Source organism: Delftia sp. PX-1, from assembly GCF_055797465.1.
The window spans coordinates 2,541,690-2,567,363 of sequence record NZ_CP184763.1 but is presented as its reverse complement, the minus strand read 5'-3'; the positions used below and the strand labels follow the sequence as shown (position 1 = coordinate 2,567,363).

Sequence of the window (25,674 nt, the reverse complement as noted above, 5' to 3'; positions counted from 1 at the left end):
TAGGGACGCAAGCGGGCCGCGCCAAGCCGCCAAAGGCGGCACACATTGTTGCGCTGGCCGGCTCAATCGTCGCGCGGGCGGCCCCGCAGGGCCTTGGTGGCGCCGTGCCGGCTCTTGCTGTCCAGGCGCCGCCGCTGCGATCCCAGCGTGGGCCGGGTGGCGCGGCGAAGAATGGGTTCGGGATAGGCGGCAGCCACCAGCGCGTTGAGCCGCTGCAGCGCGGCGCGCAGGTTCTGCTCCTGAGTGCGGTATTGCTGGGCCTTGATGACGACCACGCCCTCGTTGGTGATGCGGCCGTCGCGCAGGGCCAGCAGGCGCTGCTGCACGGCCTCGGGCAGGCGCGAGGCGCGCACGTCGAAGCGCAGGTGTACGGCGCTGGAGACCTTGTTCACGTTCTGGCCGCCCGCGCCCTGGGCGCGCATGGCGGTCCACTGCACCTCGTGCAGCTCGATGGGGCGCATGCGCTCAGGCATCCAGCGCAGCGGCCAATGCCGCCACAAAGGCATCGGGACGCTCATGCATGACCCAGTGGCCCGCGCCAGGCACCAGGGCCAGCCCCCGGAAGTCGCGCGCATGGCGTGCAAAGGCCTGGGCCAGCTCCTGCATCATCGGTCCCGGGTAGAGCGCGTCGTGCTCGCCATAGATGGCCCATACGGGGCCGTCCACGGCCTGCAGGGCGCGGGCCAGCACATCGGTGTGCGAGAGGCGGCGGCGCGGAAGGCGGTCGCGCTCCACATTGAGCACATGCAGGGCCAGCGTGTCCTCGTCGATGAGGCTGGCGTCATGCAGCATCAGCGCCTGCAGGTTGTAGCGGTGGGCCACGGCCTGCGCCTCGGGCGTGGCCAGGTGGCGCCAGCCCTTGAGCCGCACGGCCAGGCCCTTGCCCACGCCCATGCCGGGCGCCCCGGCCAGCACCAGGCGCCGAGCCAACGTGCCGTCGGCAGCCGCCAGCATGCCGGCCGTCATGCCGCCAAAAGAGAAGCCGACCAGATCGCACAGCGGGGCGGCGGGCGCTCCGCCATCGGCCAGCAGCTGCCGCAGGCCCTGGCGCAGCGGCTCGACCAGGGTGTCGGCATCCTGGCCGCCTGGCACCCCATCGGAATCGCCAAAGCCCGGCAGGTCCGGTATCCACAGCTGGCGGCCCTGGGCCAGCAGAGCGTCCATGCAGCGCAGCCAGTGCGTCCAGCTGCCGCTGCCGCCGTGCAGCATGACCACCGGCAGCACGCCCGCGCGCGCCTCGCCCCAGACATGCCAGACCATGTGGCCGTCGTCGGGCCGCGCGGCAGACAGCGGCGTGGTCAGGCGCCGAGCACGGGCGCGCAGGCGCTCTATGGCGACAGGCGTGTTCACCACTGGGCCACGGCGTCGATGGCCAGGCCGTAGCCGGCCACGCCAAAGCCGCACATCACGGCGCGCGCGGCCGCCGACAGGTAGGAGTGGTGGCGGAAGCTCTCGCGCGCATGCACATTGCTGATGTGCAGCTCCACCAGCGGCACGCCCGTGCCCTTGACGGCATCCAGCAGGGCCACGCTGGTGTGGGTGTAGGCGGCGGCGTTGAAGATCAGGCCGGCCAGGCGGCCTTCGGCGTGCACGCGGCCGGCCTCGTGGATCCAGTCCACCAGCTCGCCTTCATGGTTGCTCTGGCGGAACTCCAGGGCCAGACCGTAGCGCGCACAGGCGGCTTCGCACAGCGCACGCACATCGGCCAAGGTCTGGGAGCCATAGATGGCGGGTTCACGCAGGCCCAGCAGGTTCAGGTTCGGGCCATTGAGGACATAGACGGTTTTCACGGCGGGGACACTCCAGGTTTCCAACGGGCTGGATTATGCGGGCCATCCCGGGCCCGGCCGCAACGCTGGCACCACGGAAAAAGCCGCCCCGGAGGGCGGCACAAGTCAATCCAGCCCGGTCCGGCTCAACGGCGCCAGTGACCGTGACCGTGACCGTGACCATGGCCATGGCGGTATCCGCCACGGTAGCCGCCGCGATAGCCGTATCCATAGCCGGGAACGACCACGACGGGCGGCGCACGGTAGACGGCGCGCGGCGCGTAGTAGACCGGAGGCGGGGGAGCGTAGTAGATGGGCTGGGGCGGCGCCACATAGACGGGGGCCGGCGCCACATAAACGGGCGGGCCATACATGCCCGGCGAATTCAGGCTGATGGACCAGTGCACATCGCCCCGGGCCTGGGCGGCGCCCGAAGCCACCAGGGCGGCCAATGCGAGGCCGGCTGCTGCTGCTCTTGCAACCCACGGGGAAGCTGTCGTTGTCATGGTGTCTCTCCTCGAAGTTGGACAGGCGTGGCAGGCATTGCCGCTGGTGCCGCCTTCCCGCACTTTGGCACAGGGGGACGGCATACGCCCTGCATTCTCAACGCGCGACAGGGGTCTACGGATGGCAGGCTTTTATACAAGTTTGTTTCCAAATGCCTCAACCCTTGCCCGGCGCGGCTGTCCCAAAGCCGTCCGGAGCGGGTCGGCAGGCGCGCGCCTACAATGCTGCGATGAGCTCTGCTGACGCCTCCCCCATCTCCAAAGATCCGGTCAAACCGAGTAACTTTCTGCGCCAAATCATCGAGGCCGACCTGGCCAACGGTACCTACGCCCAGCGCCGCTGGGGTGGAAGCCCCGGTGATGGCGACCACCACAACCAGGGCCAGGTGGACGTGGCGAAGATCCGCACACGCTTCCCGCCCGAGCCCAACGGCTACCTGCACGTGGGCCACGCCAAGGCCATCTGCCTGAACTTCGGCCTGGCGCGCGACTACCAAGGTGCCTGCCACCTGCGTTTCGACGACACCAATCCCGAGAAGGAAGACCAGGAGTACGTGGACAGCATCATCGATGCCGTCCATTGGCTGGGCTTCGGCTGGAAGGAAGCCGACGGTCACGAGAACCTGTACTTCGCCAGCAACTACTTCGACTTCATGTACCGCGCGGCCGAGTACCTGATCGAGCAGGGCCTGGCCTATGTGGACGAGCAAAGCGCCGACGACATGAAGGCCAACCGCGGCGATTTCTCGCGCCCCGGCGTGGACAGCCCGTTCCGCAACCGCACGGTGGCCGAGAACCTGGCGCGCTTTCGCGAAATGCGCGACGGCAAGCTGCCCGATGGCGCTGCCGTGCTGCGCGCAAAGATCGACATGGCATCGCCCAACATCAATCTGCGCGATCCCGCCATCTACCGCGTGCGCCATGCCGAGCACCACAACACCGGCAACCAGTGGTGCATCTACCCGATGTACACCTTCGCCCATCCCATCGAGGACGCGCTGGAGCACATCACCCACAGCATCTGCACGCTGGAGTTCGAGGACCAGCGCCCGTTCTACGACTGGCTGCTGGACCACCTGCGCGCAGGCGGCCTGATCGCTGCCCCGCAGCCGCGCCAGTACGAGTTCTCGCGCCTGCACCTGACCTATGTGATCACCAGCAAGCGCAAGCTCAAGCACCTGGTGGACAACGGCATCGTCAGCGGCTGGGACGATCCGCGCATGCCCACCATCGTCGGCCTGCGCCGCCGTGGCTACACGCCGCAGAGCATCCAGGCCTTCTGCGAGCGCATCGGCGTGACCAAGGACTACGCCTGGATCGACTACTCCACGCTGGAAGGCTGCCTGCGCGAAGACCTGGAGAACCAGGCCCATCGCGGCATGGTGGCCCTGGACCCGCTGAAGCTGGAGCTGACCAACTGGGCCGAGGTCTTCAGCAGCGCCGACCACCTGGAAGCCTGCGAGCTGCCTGCCCTGCCCCACGCCGCCGAAGGCCAGCAGGTGCCGGTGCGCCGCTTCACGCTGGGCCGCGAGGTGTGGATCGAGCGCGAGGACTTCGCCGAAGTGCCGCCCAAGGGCTACAAGCGCCTTTTCCCCGGCAACAAGGTGCGCCTGAAGGGCGGCTACGTGATCGAGTGCACGGGCTGCGAGAAGGATGCCGAGGGCAACGTCACCAAGGTGCTGGCCACCGTGGTGCCCGACACCAAGAGCGGCACGCCGGGCGCCGACAGCGTCAAGGTCAAGGCCGCCATCACCTGGGTGGGCGCGGCCGACGGCGTGCAGGCCGAAGTGCGCCTGTACGACCGCCTGTTCACCGACCCGCAGCCCGATGCGGGCGGCAAGGACTTCCTGGCCCTGCTCAACCCGGACAGCCTCAAGGTCGTGACGGCCTACGTGGAGCCGTCGCTGGCCCAGGCACAGCCTGACGACAAGTTCCAGTTCGAGCGCTTCGGCTACTTCGTGGCCGACCGCAAGGACCACGCACCGGGCAAGCCCGTGTTCAACCGCGCAACGGGTCTCAAGGACTCCTGGGGCAAGTAGGCGCACGGCCCGCTGGCGGGCACCTGCACCGCTCCCCCGAAGATGGCCCACCATCCTGCTTTGCAGGGGTGGGCCATCGCACATCGGCGCTTTTGCAGTGACCATGGCCTCAGCACAATTCCAGGCCATGAACCAAGCCTTGCCACAGGCGGCTTCCGCCGCCAAGTTCGACACCTCCCGCGCGGCCGAGTACGAGACGCAAAGCCGCATCGCCCTGGCCGGCTACGACGCCTGCCACGAGCTGGCGGCCTGCCTGCTGGCAGCCAGCCTGGATGCCGGGCCGAAGTCCGTGCTGATTGGCGGCGCCGGTGGCACGGGCCAGGAAATCCTGGCCACGGCGCGGCTCAGGCCGCAGTGGACATTCACGGCCGCCGACCCTTCGGCCCCCATGCTGGACCAGACCATGGACCGCATCGCAGCCGCCGGCCTGTCGGCCCAGGTGCGTGCAGCACCCTGTGCGGTGGAAGACCTGCCCGCCGGCACGGTGTTCGACGCGGCCACGCTGATCGGCGTGCTGCACCACATTCCTGACGATGCGGACAAGCTCAGGCTGCTGCAGGCCCTGTCGGCCAGGCTGGCGCCGGGTGCGCCCTTCATCCTGGCCTGCAATCGCCATCGCTACGACAGCGAGCCGCTGTTTCTCGAAGCCTGGGCCATGCGCTGGCGCATGGCAGGCGCGGACGAGGCCGCCGTCCATGCGAAACTCGGCAAGATCCGGCAGGGCGCGGTTCCACCCGCCTCGGAAGAGGCAGTGGAGCAGATGCTGGCCCAGGCCGGCTTCGTTCAGGCCAAGCGCTTTTTCTCCAGCCTGTTCTGGTGTGCGTGGATTGCCGCCAAGGCCTGATCGTCCCGAGCCGATCGTTCTTTCTCCGCCTTCCTTTCTTTGATTTGCCTTTCAGCATGAACTTCTCCGCACGCCTTCAGCAACTGCCCACCGTCACCCACCTCGCCGCGCTGCAGCTGGCCGATGCCCAGGGCCAGGTCGTGGCCACCATCGAGAACAAGCCCGGCCAGACCGGCTCCCTGGCCGTGTACCACGCGCTGGCCGCCCTCTACGGCGGCAGCATCACGCCGGCCGCCGCCGAACTGGGCCTGGAGTGGTATGCCGAGCACACGCAGGACGCCATCGCCTTCCCCGGCAAGCACCCCAACATCGACCGCCTGCTGGCCTGGTCCAAGGGCGCCGAGAGCTACCAGGCCCACCTGCTCGCGGCTTGATCGCAGCCTGATTCCGCCTGGGTAAACACCGCGTCACAGAAGTTGCGCGGACTGGGGGCATCGGCTGACACGCCGGTGTCAACGCAGCGTGCACTTTGGCGTTCAAATGACATGTGCCTTGCCGCTTCGGCGCGCAAGGCGTTCCTGCCCAGGAGAACGCAATGCCGCAATCCGCCGTGCCCAGAGCACGCACCATGGCCCCCTCAGCTTCCCACGCCGGCGCCCTGCGCCTGAGCGTGCTGGGCCTGGCCGCCGCCCTGGCGCTGAGCGCCTGCAACGAATCCCAGGACAAGCCCCCGCAGGCCGCCAGCGCGCCGCTGCCGCCTGCCACCGAAAGCGCCCAGCCCGTCGCCACGCCCGTGGCCTATGTGCCGCCGTCGGCCGAGACGCTCTACCAGATGGTGGCGCCCATTGCGCTGTACCCCGACAAGCTTGTGGCCCAGGTGCTGGCCGCCTCCACCTATCCCGACCAGGTCGGCGCCGCCGAGGTCTGGCTGGGGCAGAACCCGGGCCTCAAGCCCCAGGAACTGCAGGACGCCGTCAACGGCCAGGACTGGGACCCGTCGGTCAAGTCCCTGGCCCAGTTTCCCAACGTGCTGGCGCAGCTGTCTTCCAACATTCCCTGGACCACGGCCCTGGGCAGGGCCTACTACAACGATCCGGCCGACGTGATGAACGCCATCCAGGTGATGCGCCAGCGCGCCTACAAGGCCGGTACGCTCAAGGACTCCAGCCGGCTCAAGGTGGCCGTGGCCGCGGCCGATGCCCCGCCGCGCGATCCCCAGCCAGCGCCCCAGGACATGGGCGAGCCCCTGTCGTCCATGCTGCCGGTGCCGGTGATCGATGCGCCCTCGCAGTTCATCGAGATCACTCCCGCCCAGCCCGACACCGTCTACGTGCCGCAGTACGACCCGGGCGTGGTCTATGGCGAGCCGGTGCCGATGTACGGCGGATACCGCCCCATCGTGGCGCCGCAACCCGTGTATGTGGGCAGTTCGGCCGCGCCCGTGGTGGCGGGGCTGATCGGCTTCGGCGCAGGCGTGATCCTGGCCGAGTCCGTGGACCGCCGCCCCTGGGGCTGGAACTCCTGGGGCATGCGCTGGGGCGAGCCCGGCTACCGCTGGCACCGCAACGAGCCGCCGCCACCGCCCTCGCGCCGGCCAGCCGTGATCTACAACAACAACACCTATGTGACGCGCTCGACCACGGTGGTGCAGAACATCCGCAACACGCAGATCAACAACGGTGGCAACGTCACCCACATCGCGAACAACCCGCACGTCGAGCCCCGCCCTGCCGGCAACCCGCCCAACCCGCCACAGGGCGGCGATCCGCGCCCGGGCGGCATGGCCGCGGCGGCCCTGGCCGGCGCCGCCGGCATGGCAGGCGCGGCCGCCGCAGCGCATGGCGGCATGCCGCAGCGGCTGGGCCTGAGGCCACCGCAGGGCGGCCCGCCGGCGTCTTCCCAAGGCATGCTGCCGCCCGGCGCCACGCAAGGATCTGCCCGGCATGACGGCGCCGATCGCGGCCGCCCGGGCCTGCGGCCCGATGACCGGCCGCAGGCAGCGTTGCAGCCCAGGATGAACCCGGTGCCGGCCTCGCAGCCGGGCCAGTTCGGCAAGTGGCCGCAGACTCCGCATTCGACCCAGGCTGCAGGGGTGCAGCGCCCGCCAGCCGCCCTGCCCGCTGCCGCCATGCCGGGCGAGCGGGGCCGCGATTCCCGCGTGCCTTCGTGGTCGTCTGCCGCCGCGCAGCAGGGCATGCGGCAGCAGGACCGGCAGGACCGCGACCGTTCCATGGCCGATGCCGCGCGCATGCGCCAGCAGCAGCAACAGCAGATGGAGATGCAGACCGCCCGCCTGCGTGGCGAGGAGCAGTCGCGGCAGCAACAGCAACAGCAACAACGGCAGCAACAACAGGCCCAGCGCCAGGCACAGATGCAGATGCAGGCCAGGGACCAGGCCCGCGAACAGGCGCAGATGCAGGCCCGCCAGCAGCAGTTGCAGCAACAACAGCAACAGCAACAAGCCCGTGCGCAGGAACAGATGCAGGCCAGAATGCAGGCCCAACAACAGGCGCAGCAGCAAGCGCAACGACAGGCCCAGATGCAGGAGCGTCAGGCGCAGCAGCAACGCATGCAGCTCCAGCAGGCACAGCAGGCCCAGGCGCGCGCCCAGCAGCAGCAGGCCCGCGCGCAGCAGGAGCAGCGCCAACAGCAGCAGCGCATGGCCAACGCATCCCACCCGCAGGAACGGCGCGGCGGACGTGACGAACGCCGGGACCGCTGAACGGCCCGGCAGAGGTTTGGCTTGGCGCACGCTTGGCGGACAATGGGGCGATCGATAACGGCCCCATGCCGGCGCCAAGCCCGCCGCTTCATCCATGCAGATACCGACGACGAATCCCCGCTCCCGCCGACTGTTCGTGCAATCCCTGTGCGCCTCGGGCGCGGGCCTGATCCTTCCCTCCTGGGCCGCCAAGGCCGCAGCGCCCTCCAGCGAATCCCCCTGGCCCCATGACAGCCGCGTGCCCGGCGGCGTGGCCCGCCTGTCGCTGGGGCCCGCATCCCAGCGGCCCCAGGTACTGGCCGGCGACGTGCCCGTGCTGGTGGTGGGCGACATGATCGAATGGACGGCCGTGGTCGGCATTGCGCTGTCGGCCGCACCTGGCACCCACAGCGTGACCGTGAAGGGCGAAGGCGCAGCGCGCTCCCTGGCCTACGAGGTGCGTGACAAGAAGTACACCGAGCAGCGCCTGAAGGTCTCGCCCAAGACCGTGGACCTGTCGCCCGAGGACGATGCGCGCTACCAGCGTGAGCGCGCCCACCAGCAGACCATCATGGCGCTGTTCACCGAGCCGCCCGCACGCCCCGGCGACCTGCGCATGCGCCAGCCCGTGCCGGGCCGGCGCAGCAGCAGCTTCGGCCTGCGCCGCGTGTTCAACGGCCAGCCGCGCAATCCGCACAGCGGCATGGACATCGCGGCAGCCACCGGCACCAACGTCGTCGCGCCGCTGCCGGGCAAGGTGGTGGACGTGGGCGACTATTTCTTCAACGGCGGCACCGTGTGGCTGGACCACGGCGGCGGCCTGCTGAGCATGTACTGCCACCTGAGCAGCGTGCAGTGCAAGCTGGGCGATCAGCTGGACACGGGAGAGGCCTTCTGCAAGGTCGGCGCCACGGGCCGCGTCACCGGCCCGCACCTGCACTGGGGCGTGATGCTCAACCGCAGCATGGTGGACCCGGCGCTGTTCCTGGCGGCGTGAACGGAGCTGTGGCGCCCGCCGGCGTCAGTGGTCGGCCGAGGGAATGCTGTTCTGCGGCGCCACCGGCGTGGGCACGGCGATGGAGTCGCGGTCCTGCGCCAGGTAGCGCGAGACCAGCTCGAAGAAGCTGTCGTAGAAGCCGCTCTTGGCAATCGTCTCGCTGCCCACCTTGACCATGGAGTCGCTGCCCGAGGAGAACGGCAGCGACACGGACCCCAGCGCACCCACGCCCAGGCTGGCCGAGTTGGCGCTCTTCTTCAGGGTATAGCGGTCCTGCAGCGCCGTGACAAAGCCGATGCTGACCTGGCCGTCGGCGGTCTCCGGCACGCAGACCACGCGGATGTTCATCTGCAGGTTCAGCTCCGGGTCGGGCTGGAAGCTCTTGCTGCCTTCTATGAGTTCGGCCGTGCGCGCCATGGCGATGTAGCCCTGGCTCAGCAGCGCGCGGCGCGCGGCCTCGCAGGTCTGGGCCGGCGAGGCATCGAACATGCGCGAGAAGGTCTCGGTGGAGCCGAAGCTCTCCTGCACCGGCACATGCTGGGGAATCGTCGAGCCGCAGCCCGCCAGCACCATGATGACGGCCAAAGCCCCTGCGCAGCGCATGCCACGCACCCTGTTTGCTGCACTCCAACGTCGATACACGAACCTGCTCCTTGCTCCGGTGCCGCTGCCTGCGGATGGCATGGCGGCTGGCCGCCTATTCTCACCCGAGCGCAATGCAATGGCCGGCAACTTTGCAGCAATCGGTTTTTCCGTCTGCATCAAATAGATGCAAACGAATGTGAATAGCGCCCCGTTCTGACAAGCGCCGCCGCGCATCTGCGTTATGGTGCCCCGGTTCGGCCAGGGCCGGTGCGGCTCATGCCGCACCCGGGCTGCCCAAGCCTGCCGCCGCTGCGCCTGTACCTGTACCCATCAACCAAGGAACTCAACATGAAGCCAAGCTGGACCTGGTGCCTGCCCGTGATCGTCACCATGGGGCTCGGCGCCTGCAGCCATATCGACAAGGGCGGCAACGCCGAAGACGGCGCCAAGCCCCAGGTGTCGGCTCCTGCCGGCCCGCCCGGTGACGCCCAATCGCTGACCGCCTACCACTGGAGTCTTCGCCAGGCCTTCACGCCCCAGGGCACCGAAGACCAGAGCTGGTTCCTGACGGCCGCCTCGCGCAAGCGGCCCCTGCAACTGGAGTTCGCCGACCAGCGCCTGGCCGTCAAGAACCTGTGCAACGTGGTGACCACGGGCTACCGCACCGAAGGCAACCGCATCGCCACCCAGCGCGCCGCCAGCACGCTGATGGCCTGCGATGACGACCAGCTGATGGCGCTGGAGCAAAAGGTGGCCCGCATCCTGCCCACGGCCAAGCAATGGTCCGTGCAACTGGGCGAAGGCAAGCAGCCTGCGCGCCTGACGCTCACCTTCATCGACGGCACGCGCTGGCAGCTCGACGGCTCGCCCACGGCACAGACCCAGTACGGCAGCGCAGGCGAACGCATCTTCCTGGAAGTGGCGCCCCAGCGCACGGCCTGCAACCACCCGCTGATCAAGGACTTCCAGTGCCTGCGCGTGCGCGAGATCCGCTACGGCGACAACGGCGTGAAGACCTCCACCGGCGAGTGGGAGAACTTCTACAGCGAGATCGAGGGCTACAAGCACGAGCCCGGCATCCGCAACGTGCTGCGCATCCAGCGCTACAAGCGCCAGAACGTGCCGGCCGACGCATCGGCCTACGCCTATGTGCTGGACATGGTGGTCGAGAGCGAGCGCGTGGGCCGCTGAGCGCGCCTGCTGCCCCACAGCCCTGAAGGCCTGCACTGCGCAGGCCTTTTTTGTGGGCTGCGCCTCACAGCACCGGACTGAGCATCGCCAGCAGGTTGTTCCAGATGCGCCGGCCCCAGGGCCAGGCGTGGACCTGGGCGGCGGTGATGCGGTCGGACTGGCGGATGTAGTCGGCCTGGCGCCGGCGGATGGCCTGGGTCACGGCCTCGTCCTGCAGCAGCACATTGTTCTCGAAGTTCAGGTCGAAGCTGCGCAGGTCCAGGTTGGTGGAGCCCAGCAAAGCCACCTGCCCGTCCACGCACAGGGTCTTGGCATGCAGCAGGCCGGGGCGGAATTCATGGAGCATGACGCCGGCACGCAGCAGGTAGCGGTAGGTGCTGCGGCTGGCCGCGCCCACGATCCACGAATCGTTGCGCGCGGGCAGGATGAGACTGACCTGCACGCCGCGCCAGGCGGCGGCGCACAGGGCCTCGAGCACCGTGGCGTCGGGAATGAAGTAAGGGGTGGAGATCACGACCTCGCGCCGTGCGCTGGCCAGCAGCGTGGACACGAGCTGCGAGGTGGAGCGGGGCCGCTCGGCCGGGCCTTCGGCAATGACGACGGCGGCAAAGCCGTCTGCAGGCCGGTCGGGCAGACCGTTTGCGGACCGGACAGCCAACGGCATGGGAGGAACCTGGGCGACGCTGCGTGCCTGCGCCCAGTCGCTGGCGAACACCTGCTGCATCTGCGCCACCACCGGACCCTGCATGCGCAGCATGACATCGACCCAGGGCGCATAGCGGGCCTTGACGGCAAAGGCTTCATCCGCGCAGTTCTGGCTGCCGCAGTAGGTGATGCGCTGGTCGATCACGGTGATCTTGCGGTGGTTGCGCAGGTCCAGGCGGCTGGTGAACATCACGCGGATCGGATGGCTGGTGGGCAGGGCCACGGCCAGTTGCACGCCCGCCTGGGCCATCTGCTGCCAGAGGTCGGTGCGCAGCAGCGCGCGCGAGCCCAGGCCGTCCACCATGGCGCGGCAGACCACGCCACGCCGTGCCGCGCGCACCAGCGCCTGGGCCACGGCCGTGCCCGTGTGATCAGCCAGCCAGATGTAGTACAGCACGTTGATTTCATGCTGGGCGGCGTCCATGTCGGCCAGCATGCGGGCGCGGGCCTCGGCGCCATCGGCCATGAGCTGCGCGGTGTGGCCCGGCTGCGCGGCAAAGCGGTTGATGGAGGCCGCATAGCCGAAGGCAGCCTGCCACTGCGGGGCGATGCCCGCTATCGGCACGGCGGCGCCGTGGTCCATGGCAGCGCCTGCGGCGAAGTCCTGCACCTTGCGGTACCGGGCCCGGCCGCGGCGGCGCAGCGTGACTTCGCCAAACAGGTAGTACAGCGCGCAACTGACGTAGGGCAGCAGCACGATGACGGTGAGCCAGCCCATGCGAACGTCGGGGCGCACATCGTCACGCAAAAGGATGCGCAGGCCGAAACCCGCGATGAGCAGCAGATGCAATGCGATAAGCAGCCAGGTCATGCGGCCAGCATAGCGGCGGCATTGCGGACCTGTTTCTCAGGCGCGCAATGTTTCACGGGGGCACGGGCCTTGATCTGCGGCGGGCGGCTGCACACCGGTCATGGATACAGGAACAGAATTCCACGAAAAACCTGAATCATGACGAAAGTACACGCACACATCCCACGGAACTTTTCCGTTGGATGAAGAAAATGACGATGGCGTGACGGTTATGCCCAGCGACTGTGGGCCTGCCTGTGGACAAGCTTCGGGACAACCCGTGTTTGCGGCGCCAGCCTTGGCTTTGCCGGTGGCGCTCAAAAAACAGGCATGTTGCGCCGCCGCCGCAATGTTTCACGCAGCACCGGCAGGGTTCTCAGCGAAAGCGGAAACGGCCTTCGACGAACATGGAGGACCGGTGGCCGCCCTCGCTGGCCGGATCGGCAAAGGACCAGAAGGCCTGCACCGTTCCCTGCGCCGTGTCTATGACCTGGCTGACGGTGAAACCGGTTTTCTCGATCCAGTTGAGGAAGTGCAGGCTGTCGCTGACCTGCAGGTAGCTGAGCCGTTCGCAGCCGTCGGACACATGGCCCAGGGAATCGACCACATGCCAGACCATCTGGCCCTGCGGCGTGTACCGCACATCAGCCTTGCTATCGGGGAAATCGATGACCGCTTCGCGCCCGATCAAGGTGCCGGCGTATTGCATGGACAACATGGACATGGTGTGTTGCTCCTCTGATGCGGGGTTCTGGCCTGACCCGTGATGGCATGTTCACGCGCCGCGTCCCCGGTGTTTGTGGGAGCAGGCCGCATGCCTTCGTCGGCAGCATGGCGCAGGCGGTCCGGCCTGCAGGGCGGCGGCATTTCGCAGATACTGCGCGTGCTCTGCCACGGACTTCCGATCTTGCCCTCCTCCCCGCTTCCCCCCTCTTCGGCCGACAGCCCCGCCGCCGGCCTGCGCAACAGCGCCTTCGTCCCTTTCGTCATGGCGCGCATGCTGTCCATGTTCGCCCAGCAGATGCAGGCCGTGGTCGTCGCCTGGCAGGTCTACGACCTGACGCGCGACCCCATGTCCCTGGCCTATGTGGGACTGGCCCAGTTCCTGCCCATGCTGGCGCTGCTGATTCCGGCAGGCGACCTCAGCGACCGCATGAGCCGCAAGCGCCTGCTGTCGGGCAGCTGGGCCGTGGCGGCGCTGTGCTCCCTGCTGCTGCTGTGGCTGTCCTGGCACGAAGGCGCTGCCGCGCACGATGTGCACTGGATCTACGCCGTGCTGGTGCTGTTCGGCTGCAGCCGCGCCTTCACGGGGCCGGCCCTGCAAAGCCTGCTGCCGCAGATCGTGCCGCGCGAGCAGCTGGCCCAGGCGCTGGCCACCAACAGCATGCTGATGCGCACGGCCGCCATCGCGGCGCCCGTGCTGGGCGGCCTGCTCTACGCCTGGGGCGGCGCCGTGCTGACCTATGCGGTCTGCGGCGTGTCCCTGGTGCTGGCCGTGCTGCTGCTGGGCACGGTGCCCGTGCGCTATGCCGAAGCCATGGCGCCGGCCGGCGGCTCGCTGTGGCTGCGCTTTGGCGAAGGCATCCACTTCATCCGCACGCGCCCCATCATCCTGGGCACGATTTCGCTGGACCTGTTCGCCGTGCTGCTGGGCGGCGTGGTGGCCCTGCTTCCCGTGTACGCGCACGAGGTGCTCAAGGTCGGGCCCGAAGGCCTGGGCCTGCTGCGCTCGTCCATGACCGTGGGCGAGGTGGCCATGGGCCTGTGGCTGTCGGCCCGCCCCATACAGCGCCATGTGGGCCGCGTGATGTTCGCCGCCGTGGCCATCTTCGGCGTGGCCAATCTGGTGTTTGCGCTGTCGCACTGGTTCTGGCTGTCCATGGCGGCGCTGATGCTGGCGGGTGCGGCCGACATGGTGAGCGTGTACATCCGCTCGGCCCTGGTGCAGTTTTCCACGCCCGACTCCATGCGCGGGCGCGTGAACGCGGTGAACATGCTGTTCATCGGCTCGTCCAACGAACTGGGCGAGTTCCGTGCCGGCACCAGCGCCGCCTGGCTGGGCGCGGTGCCCGCTGCCGTGGTGGGCAGCCTGTGCACGCTGGGCGTGGTCGGCAGCTGGATGACCCTGTTCAAGCCGCTGCGCGACGTGGACCGGCTGGAAGACGCGGCCCGCGTGGGCCAGGGCTAAAGCAGCTCGGCCCGCAGCTGCTGCGCAGTTTTGGGCGACAACAGGCCGGGCGCGACGTCAAAGACGGTCCTGCAGCCCGTCTGCCCCGATTGCTGCAGCCGGTGCACGGCGCGCGCATAGGCCACGAGCACGCTGGCCGTGAACTCCGGGTTGCTGTCCAGCTGCAGCCGGTATTCGATGGAATGGCGCAGCCCATCGGAGCTGCTGCCGCTGCGGATGACGAAGCCGCCATGCGGCATGGCCGCATGGTCACGGGCCAGCTCCTGCGCGCTGATGAAGTGCACCGTGGTGTCGTACTCGTCGAAGTAATGCGGCATGCCGGTGATGGCCTGGCGCACGCCGTCGGCATCGGCCCCATGCTCCAGCACCACAAAGCACTCGCGCCGGTGCCGCTCGCGCGCAGACAGTTCGGGCCGCACGCCGCTGCGCACGCGCTGCACGGCCTCGTCCACGGGAATGGTGTACTGCACGCCGCCGGCCACGCCGGGAATGCGGCGGATGGCGTCGGAGTGACCCTGGCTCAGGCCCTTGCCCCAGAAGGTGTAGGTGGCGCCATCGGGCAGCAGGGCCTCGCCCATGAGGCGCTGCAGGGAGAACATGCCCGGGTCCCAGCCGGCCGAGATCAGCGCCGTGGTGCCCGCCGCGCGGGCCGCCGCGTCGACCAGCTCGAAATGCCCGGGAATGCGCGCATGCGTGTCAAAGCTGTCCACCAGGCTGAAATGTGCGGCCAGCGCGGGGGACTGCTGCGGCAGGTCGTCCTTGGAGCCGCCGCACAGCACCAGCACGTCGATGCCTGCGCGATGGGCCAGCAGGCTGTCCATGTCGTGCACGGGCGTGCCGGGCTGCAGCGGACGCAGCTGCGCCGGATCGCGGCGGGTGTAGATGCCGGCCAGCACCATGTCGGGGTTGCGGGCAATGGCCGCCTCCACGCCACGGCCCAGGTTGCCGTGGCCGACGATGGCGATGCGTATGGGAGCGGTGCTGCGATGGTCCATGCGGTGCGGTGCCTTTGCGATGAGGTTCAAAAACTGCGGCTCGAAAATGAGGTTCATGCGCCAGCGCAGAACCAGGCGCGATCTTGCATCGCCACGGAGCCGCCAGTCGTGCACTGCCGGGCAGCACTGCGTTGCCCTGCGCGGGGGTACTGAGCGGCGATGTTGGGCAGGGGCATTGGGAGAGGGTCGTGGGCCGTGGTGGACAGCAGCGCCTACACTCACGCCCTCATGTCCCAGCCCTCATCCCCCATCGCCCAGCCGCTGCCCTCGGAGTGCGGCGACGCACCGCTGCACATCCTCTGGCGCGACGAGCACCTGGTGGCGGTCTACAAGCCCGCAGGCTGGCTGGTGCACCGCACGGGACTGGACGCGCACGAGACGCGCTTCGTGCTGCAGACCTTGCGCGACCAGCTGGGCTGCCATGTGCACCCTGCGCACCGGCTGGACAAGGGCACCTGCGGCGTGCTGGTGATGGCCCTGCATGCCCAGGCCGCGCAGCGGCTGGGCCAGGCGTTTGCCGGGCAGCAAGTGCGCAAGCAATACCTGGCGCTGGTGCGCGGCTGGCTGCCCGATGCGGTGGAGGTGGACCATGCCCTCCGACCCGACGATGCGCCCGAGGACGCGCCAGCCCAGCCCGCACGGACTTCGCTGCGCTGCTTGGCCCGGCTCGAATGGCCCGAGGCCTTTGATCCGCGCCATGCGGCCACGCGGATCTCGCTGGTCCAGGCGCTGCCTGCCACGGGCCGCCGCCACCAGATACGCCGCCATCTCAAGCATGTGGCCCATCCCATCATTGGCGACGCCACGCACGGCAAGGGGCCGCTGAACCGCTGGTGGGCCGAGCGCCTGGGCCTGCAGCGGCTGTGGCTGCATGCCCATGCACTGGAGCTGGCGCACCCGATGACGGGCGAGCCGCTGCGCTTCGAGGCCGACTGGAGCCGGCTGGGCCATGTGCCCGATGTGCAGCACTGGCGCGCGCTGTGTGCCCTGCCCGGCTGGCAGGCCTGTGCGGGCCTGCCGACGACGGCCGGGCTGGATCAGGCAGCTTCGGCAGGTGCGCCCGCTTCAGGCTGCTCCATCAGCGGCGCGGCCACGTAGGCGTAGTCGGCCGAGGCATCGGCCTTGAGCACGCCCGACAGCAGCTCCACCAGGCGCTCGTTGCCCATCTTGAAGCCGCAGGCCTGGGCATGGCCGCCGCCGCCGAAGCTTTCGGCCAGCGCAATGCAGTTGAACTCCGAGCGCGATCGCAGCCCGACCTTCACGCCCTTGGTGCTGGCATGCCACATCAGCGCGAAGCTGCCGCTCTGGCGCGCCAGCAGGTCGCCGACCTGGCTGTGGAACATGCCGGGGCAGTTGACCATCAGGCCCTGCATGCCGTTGAAGACCAGGGGCTGGGCGGACTCGGAAATGTCGGCGCACAGCTTCTGGAATTTCTCGTCCATGGCGCCGCCGCGTGCCATGAAGGCAGCTTCCTGCTCGGGCGTGAAGGCCGCGATCTCGGCCCAGCGCTCGAAGCTGCGCGGCTCCATGTCCAGCGCCGCGAGAAAGCCCGCGCTCTCGGCGAATTCCCACTTCCAGATGTCGCGGTCCTCGATGAAGCGGATCAGGCCCGGCACGGGCTTGTCGGCCTGGAAGAACTCCCAGGCCAGGCGCGCGCCGGACTTGTTCATGTCGAAGTGCACGACGCCGCAGCGGCACTGGTAGCCGGTGAGCTTTTCGGCAGCGCTCTTGTGGTGGTCCAGCACCACGAGCTTGGACACGCGCGACTCGATCTCGGCCATCAGCTCGGGCTCGAAGGCGAAGTCCAGCACGTAGACCGCGCGGCCGGCCAGCTCGCCCAGGTCGTCGGCCTTCTGGATCTCGCCATGGTCCAGTCCGCGGAATTCGGCCTGCCCGCCGTAGAACAGCCAGGCCGCCAGCGCCGCGCCATAGCCGTCCGGGCAGCGGCGGCCGTGGTACAGGATCAGGGGCTGGGGATCGTCATGCTCGGGACGCACGAACAATTGCAGGGGCAGGATGGTGTTTTTCATGATGGGGGCGATTGTCGGTCCTGGCGCCATTCCCCTGCATCTGCGCCAACTCCCGGGCCAGGGCATTGCGCGGGCAGCTATCAAAGAACGTAGCGCAAAGCCTCGGCAGCACAAGGCCTATCGGCGCGGCAGACGGCATAGGCAAACCCCAGGACCTATCATGTCCGCCTTGTCATTGAATTGCTGCGACCGCCTGCGGACCCGCTTGGCGTGCAGGCCGTCGCGGCCCCTGTATGCGATCCACACCCGACATCACCCCCCATCTCGGCTCCCTGCTGAAGTTCCGCCACGACCTGCATGCCCACCCCGAGCTGCGCTACGAGGAGCACCGCACCGGCGACAAGGTGGCGGCCTATCTCCAGGCGCTGGGGCTGCAGGTGCATCGCGGGCTGGGCAGGACCGGCGTGGTGGCAAGCATCCACGGCCGGGGGCGCAGCGCCGCCAACCCGGGCCGCAGCCTCGGCATCCGTGCCGACATGGATGCGCTGCCGGTGACGGAACTCAATGCCTTCGGCCACGCCAGCCAGAACCCGGGCTGCATGCATGCCTGCGGCCATGACGGCCATACCACCATGCTGCTGGGTGCGGCCACGCTGCTGGCGCAGCAGCCCGATTTCGATGGCACGGTGCACCTGATCTTCCAGCCCGCCGAGGAAGGCGGCGCAGGCGCCAAGGCCATGATGGACGATGGCCTGTTCGAGCGATTCCCCTGCGAGGCCGTGTTCGCCCTGCACAACTGGCCGGCCCTGCCTGCCGGCGAAATGGCGGTGCGCGTGGGGCCCATCATGGCGTCCACGCTGCGTTTCGAGATCCGCGTGCACGGCAAGGGCGGGCACGCTGCCATGCCCCACACCACGCTGGACCCGATTCCCGTGGCCTGCGCCATCGTCGGCCAGCTGCAGACCCTGGTGTCGCGCAGCACCGATCCGCTGGACAGCGCCGTGCTCACCGTGGGCAAGATCACCAGCGGCACGGTGGAGAACATCATTCCCGACGAGGCCAGCATCTTCGGCACGGTGCGCGCCCTCAGGACCGAGACGCAGCAGATGTTCATCGAAGGCATGCAGCGCATCAGCGAGCATGTGGCGGCCGCCCATCTGTGCCGCGCCGAGTTCATCCTCAAGCCCGGCTATCCCAACACCACCAACCACGCGCACGAGGCCCGCTTCATGGCCGATGTGATGCGCGAGGCGGTGGGCGAGGACCGCACCCACGCCGACATCCTGCCGGCCATGACGGCCGAGGACTTCGGCTTCATGCTCGAGGCCGTGCCCGGCGCCTATGGCTGGATAGGCAACGGTCCCGCCACGGGCCAGCCCGGCGTGGGCCTGCACAATCCCGGCTACGACTTCAACGACGACAACCTGGGACGTGGCGCACGCTTTTGGGACCTGCTGGCGCGCCGCTGGCTGGAGCAGCCCGCCAACCAGGCCAGGGACTGAGACAGGCCGCGCCAGGGCCGCGACCCTGGCGTGCCTACGGCCTCACACGCCGGCCGCCCCCACTTGAAGATCCACCCACTCGGCGGCAGGCAGCGGCCGGCCGTAGTGGTAGCCCTGGAACAGCACATCCTGGTTCCAGGCGCGCAGGGTGCCGGCCTGCTCCTCGGTCTCCACGCCTTCGGCCACCACGCGCAGGTGCAGGCGACGGGCCATGAGCAAAATGGCCTCGACCATGGCGGCATTGCCGGGCGAGGCATGGCAGTCCTGCACAAAGGACTTGTCGATCTTGAGTTCACGGAACGGCAGCCGCTGCAGATAGGCCAGCGATGAATAGCCGGTGCCGAAGTCGTCCAGCCCCATCTCCACGCCCAGCAGCTGCAGCTCGGTCATGCGCTCGCGCGCCTCGTCCACGTCGCGCATGACCACGCTTTCCGTGACCTCCAGCGTCAGCCGGCGCGGGTCGGCGCCGGTGGTGGCCAGGATACGCTTGAGCTTGTTCACCACATCGGGCTGGCGGAACTGCCGCCAGCTGACGTTGACCGACAGCCGCCAGCCGTGCTGCACGAATTCGGGCCGCACCAGCATGCGGCAGGCCTGCTCCAGCATCCAGTCTCCCAGCTGCACGATCAGGTCCGACTCCTCTGCCACGGCAATGAAGTCGCCGGGCTCGACCATGCCCAGGCGCGGATGGTTCCAGCGCACCAGCACCTCGGCGCCCACGCAGCGCCCCATGCGGTCCACCTGGGACTGCAGGTAGGGCTGCAGCTCACCGGCAGGGATGGCGCGGCGCAGGTCCTTTTCGATGCGAAAGCGCTTGCCCACGGCCTCGGCCATGTCGGGCTGGAAGATGACGACCTGGCCCAGACCGGCCTGCTTGGCCTGGTGCAGGGCCACGCCGGCGCGGCGCAACACGTCATGGCCACCGCTGTCGGTGCGCGAGGCGGCAAAGCTGGCCGCGCCAATGCTGCAGCTGGCCTGCACTTCCTCGCCGGTTTCCTCCAGCCACAGCGGCCGCTCCAGCGCGTCCTGCAGCACCTGGGCCAGGGCGCGCATGTGCTGGTCGACCTCGGCGGCCTCGTGGCCTGCCTTCTCCAGCAGCACGGCGAATTCGTCGGCGCCCATGCGGGCCAGCAGCACGCCGTCGGGCAGGGCATCGGCCAGGCGCAGCGCCAGTGCGCCCAGCAGCGCGTCGCCGCGCACCGTGCCGCGCACGTCGTTGAAGGCCGTGAAGCGGTCCATGTCCAGCAGCAGCAGGCCGTGGCGCGGCTCGCCCCCCTTGCCGCCCTCGCGGAACTCGCGCGCCAGCGCGCGCAGCCGCTGGGTCAGCGACAGGCGGTTGGGCAGGCCGGTGAGCGCATCGAAATGCGCCAGCGCATGGATCTGGCGCTCCGCGCGCATGCGCTCGGACAGGTCCTGCTTGAGCTCCACATAGTTGACGATGCTGCCGTCCGAGGCCCGTATCGGCGCCACGAGCACGGCCTCGGGCAGGTCCTCGCCCTGGCGCGTGCGGTTGGTCATCTGGCCACGCCACAGCGCGCCCCGGCCCAGCTGGTGCAGCGCCTCTTCCCAGGCCGGAGCATCCAGCCCCATGGTGGAGTAGCGGTGCGTGGGCTGGCCCAGGACTTCGTTGCGCGCAAAGCCCGTGCGCTGCAAAAAGGCCTCGTTCACATAGACGATGTTCTGGTGCACGTCGGTGATGACGATGCTCTCGGGGTTCTGCTCCACGGCGCGGTAGAACTTGCGCAGATCGTCCTGGTGCTGCTCCAGCGCGCCCAGTGTGTCCTGCAGCTCCTGGGCGCGGCGGATCAGGCTGCGCCGCGCCATCAGCGTGACCGTGCCCGTCAGCCCCAGCATGCCCACGAAGTAGAGCATGGAGAACACGGGCGAGGTCTCGCGCTGGCCGATCCAGTCAACGCCTTCCCGGCCCGCCACCCAGAAACCGGCCATGGTCAGCACGGACAGGACCAGCATGACCAGCGTGGTGCGCACGCCCAGCACCCAGGCGCACATGACCAGCAGGGCAGGAAAGGCCAGCACCGAGCCGCTTTGCACGCCGCCCGTGGCGGCCACCACGGTCACGGCCGCCGTCCAGGTGCCCCAGACAAGCACATTGGAGGCCAGCCGCCAGTGCCGGCGCCAGCCCAGCAGCACGGCACCGAAGCTCACGCCTGCGGCAACCAGGTTCAGCCGCACGCTGAGCCAGGGAACGGGGTCCTGCATCAGCAGCGCCATGGCCAGCATCACGGTGAGGCTGGTGATCCATATGCTGCCCACCAGGACCACCCTGCGCAGGGACAAATGGGTTTCCGCCTCGACTCGATGACGCCGCATGAAAAAGCCCCAACAGAGAAAGAACACTCAACATGCTAGCGGTCGGCGCCGCCTGCGGCTGTGGTGGTTGTGCCACCGCCCCGGTCGGACGCGCTCTTGCACCAAACAGGGTATGCGGGCGCCGGTTCAGGGCGCGCTTTTGCGCTCGCGCGGCGGCCGCTTGCGCGCCTTGACGGCGTCCTTGCGCGCCTGGCGCTCGGCATCGCGCTGCTGGCCCACGGCCAGCCATTGCGCGTACTCCTCGGGCGTCTCCAGCGTGATGCGGCCCAGGACCGCTGCGCGGAAATCCGTGAGCACCAGCTCGGCCGCCTTTTGCACATTGACACGTCCGCCGCCCATCATGGCGCCGCGGCGCCGGCCGATGGCGTCCAGCAGCTCGTCGTCGTGCAGGGCGGCGATGCGTTCGTTGTCCAGGCCCAGCTTGTAGCGCGCCTCCAGCATGTCCGCGTAGTTCTTCTGCAGATAGCCCAGCAGCTCCAGCGCCACCAGTTCCTCGTCATAGGCGTTGCGGCCCACGGCGCCGCTGGCGGCCAGGTTGTAGCCGCTTTGCTCGACGATGATGCGCGGCCACAGCATGCCGGGCGTGTCCCAGAGGTAGAAGTCGTCGGCCAGCACGATGCGCTGCTCCAGCTTGGTGATGCCGGCCTCGTCCCCCGTCTTGGCCTGCCGCTTGCCGCTCATGGAGTTGATCAGCGTGGACTTGCCCACGTTGGGGATGCCGCAGATCAGCACGCGCATGGGCTTGGCCATGCCGCCACGGTTCGGCGCCAGCAGCTTGCAGGCCTCGATCAGCCGGCGCGTGGGCGCGGGCTCGGAGGCGTCCAGCGCAATGGCGCGCGTGTCGCTCTGGGCGTTGTACCAGTCCAGCCACAGCGGCGTGCGCGCGGCATCGGCCAGGTCCTGCTTGTTGAGCACCTGCAGGCGCGGCTTGTGGCCCGTCAGCTCCTGCAGCAGCGGGTTGCTGCTCGACCCCGGCAGGCGCGCATCCAGCACTTCGATGACCACATCGATTTCCTTGACGCGCTCGGTGATCACCTTGCGCGTGAGATTCATGTGACCGGGGAACCACTGTATGGCCATGGGATTACTTTCTGGGAAACGGGGGGACTGGCAGGGGCGCAAGGATAATTCATGGCTTGCGCAGACAGGATGCAACAACGCGCGGCGCCCCGGCGCAACCCGCAGACTTCCATTTTTTCTTGCGCAAGCCGCAATTGTCCCCCGCTTTTACGCCCAGCCTCACTGCCCATGTCCTTGCCCGATACCCCCTCGTCCCGCTCCGCCTCGCGCAAGGCAGACATCGAACTGCTGATCAAGGGCGTGACCTGCGCCGTGATCGGGCTGGTGATTCTGCTGGCGCCACAGTTCATGGCGCCCGGGGGCATCGTGCAGATGATGGCCCAGTCGTACCTGGTCGGCTGGTTCGCCCTGCTGCTGGGCACGGCCTTCATCGTGCTGTTTGCGGTGCGCCGCAGCAAGGCGCGGCGCTGAGCATGGTGCAGGGGCCGCTGGAGCAGGCGCTGTCGCAGATCCAGCTGTGGCAGCAGCGCGCCCAGGCCGCAGGCATTGCACTGCGCCCTGCGCCGCCCCAGCCCACGAGCTGCTGCGGCCGCGGCTGCAACGGCTGCGTCTGGGAGGGCTTCTACGACGCCGTGCTGTTCTGGTGCGAGGACGCAGGCCAGGCGCTGGGCGCCGGGCGGGGTTAAAGCGCGCTCAGCGCAGGTTCTCCGGCGCCATGTAGCGCAGGCGCCATTCCTCGAACGACAGCGTGTCCGCGGCCTCGATGTCGCGCTGCTCCTGCACGGACTGCGCCGACCATTGCTCGAAGCGCTGCTGCTGCGCCTGGCTCCAGGGCAGGGCCAGCAGCGAGTCGCGGGCCTGCTCGGACCGGGCCAGCGTGAAGTTCGCAAAGCTGTTGCCGTATGCGCCCGTCAGCTCGCCCAGCACATGGGCCGACGGCGTGCGCTCGGGGTGCTCCAGGCGCTCCAGCGCCTGGGCCAGGGCGGCGCTGTAGTCCTGCGTGCCGTGGGTGCTGTCCAGCGCCTGGGCGTAGGGTCGGCACTGGTCCAGCACTTCATGGGCCCAGTCGCGCAGCGGCACTTCTCGGCCGGCGCGCACCAGTTGCAGGCCCGGCTCGCGGCCGCGCTCGGCCGTCAGGTGCTGGTTGTGCTTGAGTTCCGCGATCTCGTCCGGCGTATCCGGCGGGCTGTCGGCGTTCAGGCAGTGCAGCAGGAACACGTCCAGCATGCGCATGGTGGGCGCGGCAATGCCCACGTCCTCGAAGGGATCGAGGTCCATCAGGCGCACCTCCACATACTCCACGCCGCGCTCGCGCAGCGCGTGCAGCGGGCGCTCGCCGCGGCTGACGGTGCGCTTGGGGCGGATGGTGCCGTAGAACTCGTTTTCGATCTGCAGCAGGCCCGTGCCCAGCTGGTTGTAGTCGCCGCCCGGGTTGCGCACGCCCAGCATCTCGTAGGCGGGATAGGGCTGGGTCAGCGCGTCGTACAGCGAATTCGCATAGCCTTCCAGGCCGTTGTAGCTGACGTTGATGCTGGCCTGCGCATCGCTCTGGTAGCCCAGGCGTCCCATGCGCAGCGAGGTGGCGTGGGGCAGGTACAGCGCCTGGCCCGTATTGCCCAGCGGCTGCAGCCGGTGCTCGCGCCCCTCGACGAAACAGGGACACAGCGCGGGCGAAGCGCCATACAGGTACAGCAGCACGAAGGCATGGCGCCGGAAATTGCGGATGAGCGAGAAATACTGGTCGCTGGTCACGCCGGGCAGCGACCAGTTGTAGTGGATGCCCGAAATCGTCTGCATGCGCCGACCATAGCGGTGGCCCAGCCCCATGCGGTACACGCTCTTGGAGCGGCCCGAGTGCGAGGAGCCGTAGCGCGCCAGCGGAATCGTCTCGTCCGTGGGCAGCTGGCAGGGCATGCTGGACGACCACAGCATCTCGCCACCCGCATCGCGCAGGCTGCGCAGCACGAACTGGTGGATCTGCACCAGCTCGTCCAGGCATTCCTGCACGCCCAGCCGCGCGCCGGTGATCAGCTCGATCTGCGATTCGCTGTAGTCGGTGGTGATGTGCGGATGCGTGAGCGCCGAGCCCAGCGCCAGGGGATGCGGCGTCAGTGCCAGGCTGCCGGAAGGCAGCACGCGCAGGCCCTCCTTTTCTATGCCACGGCGTATGCCCTTGAGCCGCTCAGGACCGGGAACCGCCATGGATGCCTGCGATGTTTTCATTCTTGTTTACCGATTCGTTGATGGGCATCGGCCCACACGGAAACCACCAGGATTCCCGGCGGACCCGACCCGGACGCCGAATGATAGAGAAACGGCAGGAAACGCGATGGCGCCTGTCCGCTTAACCACGCGTTTTGGCCTGTTGCCCCGCATGGGATCGCCGCGAGCGAAAGGAATATGTCAGAGTTTCTCCCTCCCGGCCGGCGCTGCCTTGATACCGGGCAAGGGACGGCCGGCCAGCGGCGAAATCTCTGACCGGCCCCTGGTCATCGACGGGCTGCAGCCATGGCCTTGCCCACTTCCAGCGTGCCCTGGGCGGCGCCGCTGGCGGGCACCTGTTCGCCGCTGCGGTCCAGCACCTGGGCCAGCTGCGCGGCCAGCTGTTCCGGCACCTGCTCGCCCTGGCCCAGGTAAACGCCTTCGGTCAGCGTGATGAAGGCGGCCTCGAAGCCGCCCGCGCCTGCGCACAGCGTGGTGCGTGTGGGCGCACTTTCGTGGGCCAGCACCAGCATGGCGGGCACCACGGCCTCGGGCTTGAGGGCGGCCAGCACGGCCTCGGGCATCAGGCCTTCCGTCATGCGGGTGGCCGCCGTGGGTGCCAGCGCATTCACATGGATGCCGTGCTTGGCGCCTTCGATGGCCAGGGTCTGCATGAGGCCGACCTGGGCCAGCTTGGCCGCGCCATAGTTGGTCTGGCCGAAGTTGCCGTACAGGCCCGTGGACGAGGTGGTCATCACGATGCGCCCGTAGTTCTGCGCCTGCATGTGCGGCCACACGGCCTTGCAGCAATGCGCGGCGCCCATCAGGTGCACTTCCACCACCAGGCGGAAGTCGTCCATGCCCATCTTGGCAAAGCTCTTGTCGCGCAGGATGCCGGCGTTGTTGACCAGGATGTCCACGCGGCCCCAGGCATCGACGGCCTGCTGCACCATGGCCTGCACGGCCTCGAAATCGGTGACCGATGCGCCGTTGGCCAGCGCCTGGCCGCCCGCCGCGCGGATCTCGTCCACCACAGCCTGGGCCGCCGTGGCCGAACCGCCGCTGCCATCGACCGCGCCGCCCAGATCATTGACCAGCACCTTGGCGCCGCGCGCCGCCAGCGCCAGCGCATGCAGGCGCCCCAGGCCGCCGCCGGCCCCCGTCACGATGGCCACGCGGCCTTCAAACTCAATCGCCATGGAGATGCTCCCTTTGTGTCGTTGGATGCCGGTTGCGCCCTCCGGATGGCAGGGCACCGGCCACCCAGCAATGTAGACGGACGCCGGCCGCATTCCGGTTGCCGAAGCGACTGCGGCAGGCCCGCCGGCCTTGTCCCCATCATTTCGTGACAAGCCTGTGGAAAACCATGTGCAGGCTCGGGACTGGCTGGTTAAGTAAT

24 protein-coding genes are annotated in these 25,674 nt (G+C 68.7%); 11 read left to right on the top strand and 13 right to left on the bottom strand.

From position 1 onward, the window contains the following. Positions 1-62: 62 nt before the first annotated feature. The 4 genes from arfB to ACN20X_RS11770 all read right to left on the bottom strand — a co-directional run bounded on the left by arfB (position 63) and on the right by ACN20X_RS11770 (position 2,275). Positions 63-473, bottom strand: a complete 411-nt coding sequence (gene arfB, locus ACN20X_RS11785) for an alternative ribosome rescue aminoacyl-tRNA hydrolase ArfB (protein WP_473210634.1) — start codon at positions 471-473, stop codon at positions 63-65. Continuing rightward, a complete protein-coding gene (locus ACN20X_RS11780; RefSeq protein ID WP_070081006.1) occupies positions 466-1,350 on the bottom strand; it encodes an alpha/beta fold hydrolase in 885 nt (294 codons plus the stop codon). The genes arfB and ACN20X_RS11780 overlap by 8 nt, the downstream gene beginning before the upstream one ends. Continuing rightward, complete coding sequence (gene aroQ / locus ACN20X_RS11775; RefSeq protein WP_016450549.1) at positions 1,347-1,790, bottom strand: type II 3-dehydroquinate dehydratase; 444 nt, start codon at positions 1,788-1,790, stop codon at positions 1,347-1,349. The genes ACN20X_RS11780 and aroQ overlap by 4 nt, the downstream gene beginning before the upstream one ends. 125 nt (positions 1,791-1,915) lie before the next feature. Then, a complete protein-coding gene (locus tag ACN20X_RS11770) occupies positions 1,916-2,275 on the bottom strand; it encodes a hypothetical protein (RefSeq protein WP_016450550.1) in 360 nt (119 codons plus the stop codon). Positions 2,276-2,505: 230 nt separating this feature from the next. Here ACN20X_RS11770 and ACN20X_RS11765 point away from each other — a divergent pair, with 230 nt between their 5' ends. The 5 genes from ACN20X_RS11765 to ACN20X_RS11745 all read left to right on the top strand — a co-directional run bounded on the left by ACN20X_RS11765 (position 2,506) and on the right by ACN20X_RS11745 (position 8,796). After that, positions 2,506-4,314 (top strand): glutamine--tRNA ligase/YqeY domain fusion protein, encoded by a 1,809-nt coding sequence (locus ACN20X_RS11765; protein ID WP_473210633.1) that lies wholly within the window; start codon positions 2,506-2,508, stop codon positions 4,312-4,314. A gap of 127 nt (positions 4,315-4,441) precedes the next feature. Beyond that, positions 4,442-5,158, top strand: a complete 717-nt coding sequence (locus ACN20X_RS11760; RefSeq protein WP_047325724.1) for a class I SAM-dependent methyltransferase — start codon at positions 4,442-4,444, stop codon at positions 5,156-5,158. 56 nt (positions 5,159-5,214) lie between these two features. Further along, a complete protein-coding gene (locus ACN20X_RS11755) occupies positions 5,215-5,532 on the top strand; it encodes a DUF2322 family protein (RefSeq protein WP_392451312.1) in 318 nt (105 codons plus the stop codon). A 161-nt stretch (positions 5,533-5,693) separates the two neighbouring features. Beyond that, positions 5,694-7,820: a DUF3300 domain-containing protein gene (locus ACN20X_RS11750; protein ID WP_473210632.1), complete on the top strand. Its 2,127-nt coding sequence runs from the start codon at positions 5,694-5,696 to the stop codon at positions 7,818-7,820. 94 nt (positions 7,821-7,914) lie between these two features. Then, a complete protein-coding gene (locus tag ACN20X_RS11745) occupies positions 7,915-8,796 on the top strand; it encodes a peptidoglycan DD-metalloendopeptidase family protein (protein WP_016450475.1) in 882 nt (293 codons plus the stop codon). Positions 8,797-8,820: 24 nt separating this feature from the next. Here the strand turns inward: ACN20X_RS11745 and ACN20X_RS11740 are convergent, their stop codons facing one another. After that, complete coding sequence (locus ACN20X_RS11740) at positions 8,821-9,399, bottom strand: DUF2242 domain-containing protein (protein ID WP_016453889.1); 579 nt, start codon at positions 9,397-9,399, stop codon at positions 8,821-8,823. 330 nt (positions 9,400-9,729) lie between these two features. Between ACN20X_RS11740 and ACN20X_RS11735 the strand changes: the two genes are divergently transcribed. Beyond that, on the top strand, positions 9,730-10,572 hold the full coding sequence (locus tag ACN20X_RS11735; RefSeq protein WP_016450473.1) for an META and DUF4377 domain-containing protein: 843 nt from the start codon (positions 9,730-9,732) through the stop codon (positions 10,570-10,572). Between the two features lie 64 nt (positions 10,573-10,636). On the opposite strand, the gene cls is transcribed toward ACN20X_RS11735, so the two are convergent. Both cls and ACN20X_RS11725 read right to left on the bottom strand, forming a co-directional pair. Beyond that, positions 10,637-12,088: a cardiolipin synthase gene (cls, locus tag ACN20X_RS11730; protein WP_016453891.1), complete on the bottom strand. Its 1,452-nt coding sequence runs from the start codon at positions 12,086-12,088 to the stop codon at positions 10,637-10,639. Positions 12,089-12,443: 355 nt separating this feature from the next. Beyond that, the gene (locus ACN20X_RS11725; RefSeq protein WP_012204400.1) at positions 12,444-12,791 is read right to left on the bottom strand and encodes a MoaF-related domain-containing protein; all 348 of its coding nucleotides are present in this window, start codon (positions 12,789-12,791) and stop codon (positions 12,444-12,446) included. A gap of 90 nt (positions 12,792-12,881) precedes the next feature. Here ACN20X_RS11725 and ACN20X_RS11720 point away from each other — a divergent pair, with 90 nt between their 5' ends. After that, positions 12,882-14,255 carry an MFS transporter gene (locus ACN20X_RS11720; RefSeq protein WP_016453893.1) on the top strand — a complete coding sequence of 458 codons (1,374 nt, stop codon included), beginning with the start codon at positions 12,882-12,884 and terminating at the stop codon, positions 14,253-14,255. Here the strand turns inward: ACN20X_RS11720 and ACN20X_RS11715 are convergent. After that, positions 14,252-15,250 (bottom strand): diaminopimelate dehydrogenase, encoded by a 999-nt coding sequence (locus ACN20X_RS11715; protein WP_126311692.1) that lies wholly within the window; start codon positions 15,248-15,250, stop codon positions 14,252-14,254. The genes ACN20X_RS11720 and ACN20X_RS11715 overlap by 4 nt on opposite strands. A 228-nt stretch (positions 15,251-15,478) precedes the next feature. Between ACN20X_RS11715 and ACN20X_RS11710 the strand changes: the two genes are divergently transcribed. Continuing rightward, positions 15,479-16,348, top strand: coding sequence for a pseudouridine synthase (locus tag ACN20X_RS11710; protein ID WP_473210631.1), 870 nt, complete (start codon positions 15,479-15,481; stop codon positions 16,346-16,348). Here ACN20X_RS11710 and ACN20X_RS11705 read toward each other — a convergent pair. Next, entirely contained in the window at positions 16,288-17,280 is a 993-nt protein-coding gene (locus ACN20X_RS11705) for a DHH family phosphoesterase (protein ID WP_473210630.1), read from the bottom strand. The two genes, ACN20X_RS11710 and ACN20X_RS11705, sit on opposite strands and share 61 nt — an antisense overlap. A 233-nt stretch (positions 17,281-17,513) precedes the next feature. Here ACN20X_RS11705 and ACN20X_RS11700 point away from each other — a divergent pair, with 233 nt between their 5' ends. Continuing rightward, entirely contained in the window at positions 17,514-18,722 is a 1,209-nt protein-coding gene (locus ACN20X_RS11700) for a M20 aminoacylase family protein (protein ID WP_160855472.1), read from the top strand. Between the two features lie 42 nt (positions 18,723-18,764). Here ACN20X_RS11700 and ACN20X_RS11695 read toward each other — a convergent pair whose 3' ends face one another. Continuing rightward, positions 18,765-21,053 carry a putative bifunctional diguanylate cyclase/phosphodiesterase gene (locus tag ACN20X_RS11695; RefSeq protein ID WP_026062425.1) on the bottom strand — a complete coding sequence of 763 codons (2,289 nt, stop codon included), beginning with the start codon at positions 21,051-21,053 and terminating at the stop codon, positions 18,765-18,767. Between the two features lie 126 nt (positions 21,054-21,179). Then, positions 21,180-22,133 carry a ribosome biogenesis GTPase YlqF gene (gene ylqF, locus ACN20X_RS11690; RefSeq protein ID WP_016453899.1) on the bottom strand — a complete coding sequence of 318 codons (954 nt, stop codon included), beginning with the start codon at positions 22,131-22,133 and terminating at the stop codon, positions 21,180-21,182. A gap of 168 nt (positions 22,134-22,301) precedes the next feature. On the opposite strand from ylqF, the gene ACN20X_RS11685 reads away from it, so the two are divergent. Beyond that, positions 22,302-22,544: a hypothetical protein gene (locus ACN20X_RS11685; RefSeq protein WP_013803403.1), complete on the top strand. Its 243-nt coding sequence runs from the start codon at positions 22,302-22,304 to the stop codon at positions 22,542-22,544. Positions 22,545-22,546: 2 nt separating this feature from the next. Further along, complete coding sequence (locus ACN20X_RS11680) at positions 22,547-22,759, top strand: oxidoreductase-like domain-containing protein (protein WP_016450464.1); 213 nt, start codon at positions 22,547-22,549, stop codon at positions 22,757-22,759. A gap of 7 nt (positions 22,760-22,766) precedes the next feature. Here ACN20X_RS11680 and gshA read toward each other — a convergent pair whose 3' ends face one another. Both gshA and ACN20X_RS11670 read right to left on the bottom strand, forming a co-directional pair. After that, on the bottom strand, positions 22,767-24,296 hold the full coding sequence (gene gshA, locus ACN20X_RS11675) for a glutamate--cysteine ligase (protein WP_034348046.1): 1,530 nt from the start codon (positions 24,294-24,296) through the stop codon (positions 22,767-22,769). Positions 24,297-24,562: 266 nt separating this feature from the next. Then, complete coding sequence (locus ACN20X_RS11670; protein ID WP_473210629.1) at positions 24,563-25,474, bottom strand: SDR family NAD(P)-dependent oxidoreductase; 912 nt, start codon at positions 25,472-25,474, stop codon at positions 24,563-24,565. Positions 25,475-25,674: the final 200 nt, after the last annotated feature.